Origin of the sequence: Enterobacter cloacae complex sp. P40C2 (assembly GCF_014930695.1) — a bacterium.
Classification (GTDB): domain Bacteria; phylum Pseudomonadota; class Gammaproteobacteria; order Enterobacterales; family Enterobacteriaceae; genus Enterobacter; species Enterobacter pasteurii.
The window spans coordinates 1-600 of sequence record NZ_JADBRP010000030.1; the positions used below are offsets into that span (position 1 = coordinate 1).

The window sequence follows — 600 nt, forward strand, 5'->3', positions numbered from 1 at the left end:
CACGAGCACCATATTCACCGGGAAGTGTACCGTCCGTGGGGCAAATACGACTCCATCGACGCGGGCGAACGTTACCAGGTGAAGCGCATCACCGTGAAGCCGGGCGAGGGGCTGTCGGTGCAGATGCACCACCACCGCGCCGAGCACTGGGTGGTGGTGGCGGGTACCGCCAAAGTAACCATCGACGGTGAAGTGAAGCTGCTTGGTGAAAACGAGTCCATTTATATTCCGCTGGGGGCGACGCACTGCCTGGAAAACCCCGGAAAAATTCCGCTCGACTTAATTGAGGTGCGCTCCGGCTCCTATCTGGAAGAGGACGACATTATCCGCTTCCAGGATCGTTACGGGCGCGTGTAGCACCCCGCATCATGCCCGGCGGCACTGCGCCTGCCGGGCCTACGAATGACAAAAATAAATTTGGCCATTATGTGGTCAGGGCCAACCGTTGCCTGAAAAAGAGGTCATCATGGAAAAATTAACCTGTTTTAAAGCCTACGATATTCGCGGCAAGCTGGGCGAAGAGCTGAACGAAGACATTGCGTGGCGCATCGGCCGCGCGTACGGCGAATATCTCAAGCCAAAAACCATCGTGCTGGGCGG

Annotated in this window: 2 protein-coding genes; both read left to right on the forward strand. The window is 57.2% G+C overall.

From position 1 onward, the window contains the following. On the forward strand, nt 1-357 hold a 357-nt coding region (locus tag IM304_RS22170), incomplete at its 5' end, for a cupin domain-containing protein (RefSeq protein WP_193362886.1). Nucleotides 358-466: 109 nt separating this feature from the next. Next, nucleotides 467-600 (forward strand): hypothetical protein (locus IM304_RS22175; protein ID WP_193362887.1); only part of this gene is annotated, 134 nt, incomplete at its 3' end.